Below are 925 nucleotides of genomic sequence, written 5' to 3'. Positions count from 1 at the left end.
AGCTGCCGGCGCACAAGACCCGCATGAGTATCAAGAGCTCGACCCACAAAGGGGTCGGCTTCAACGAACTGCGCTTTGAAGATCAGGCCGGGCAGGAAGAGCTGTTCCTGCATGCCCAGAAAGACATGAACACCGTGGTACTGAATAACCGCAGCACCTCGGTCAACGTCGATCACAGCGAGAACGTCGGGCGCGACCAGACGCAGGTGGTGCAGCGCAATCAGACGGTGTCGGTACAGGGCGATCAGGTAACGGAAATCCAGGGACAGCAGACGATAACCGTGACGAAAAACCGCAGCACGGTGGTGAACGAGGCCGAGACGCTGAACGTCAAGGGCAACATCACCCTTCAGTCGCTGGAGGGCAGCATCCAGATTGGCACCCGCAGCGGCTATATCCTCATCACTCAGGATGGCGACATCAATATCGTGGGCAAGAACATCGTACTCAACGGCACCCGCATCGATTTGAACTAAAGGACGGCAACGCAATGTATCAGATGAATGAAGGCACGCTGGCGATCCCAGCGGACTGGCGCGACGAATCCCTCCATGTGTTTGTGCTGCCGGGCGACACGGCCAATCTGGTGGTCAACCGCACGCCGATTGAATTCGGCCTGACGCCGGAGACGGTCTATCAGCAGACGCTGGAGCAGTTCGCCGCGCACCTGAAAAATTATGAAGAGCGCGCCGCCTGGGAACTCACGCTGGATGGCGAGCCGGCGCGCGCGCTGGAGTACACCTGGCGCTCGACGGAGGGGCCGATGCATCAGGTGGTGGTGATGCAGGTGCGCGGTCAGCGGCTGCTGACGTTTACCGTCACGGCGGCGGGCGAACTGCGGGAAGAGCAGAAAACGGCGATGTTAGCGGTGGTGGAGAGCTTTAAAAGCGCATCCTGAAGGGAGTCGACATGCTGAATGACATAC

Annotated in this window: 2 protein-coding genes; both read left to right on the top strand. The window is 59.4% G+C overall.

The genetic code is table 11. The annotated features are described in order from the left end of the window. The coding region (locus AU511_RS16995) for a bacteriophage T4 gp5 trimerisation domain-containing protein (protein ID WP_420843471.1) at nt 1-476 on the top strand (476 nt) is incomplete at its 5' end. 14 nt (nt 477-490) lie between these two features. Beyond that, nucleotides 491-898 (top strand): DUF1795 domain-containing protein, encoded by a 408-nt coding sequence (locus AU511_RS16990; protein WP_094110372.1) that lies wholly within the window; start codon nt 491-493, stop codon nt 896-898. Nucleotides 899-925 lie beyond the last annotated feature (27 nt).

Origin of the sequence: Lonsdalea iberica (assembly GCF_002111585.1) — a bacterium.
Taxonomy (GTDB): domain Bacteria; phylum Pseudomonadota; class Gammaproteobacteria; order Enterobacterales; family Enterobacteriaceae; genus Lonsdalea; species Lonsdalea iberica.
Note: the sequence above shows the minus strand (reverse complement) of the source record. Positions and strands in the feature narration are given on the sequence as shown.

What these genes read in the sequence shown, in the direction of transcription:
- AU511_RS16990 (WP_094110372.1), top strand. Translation starts at nt 491, where the DNA reads ATGTATCAGATGAATGAAGGCACGCTGGCGATCCCAGCGGACTGGCGC.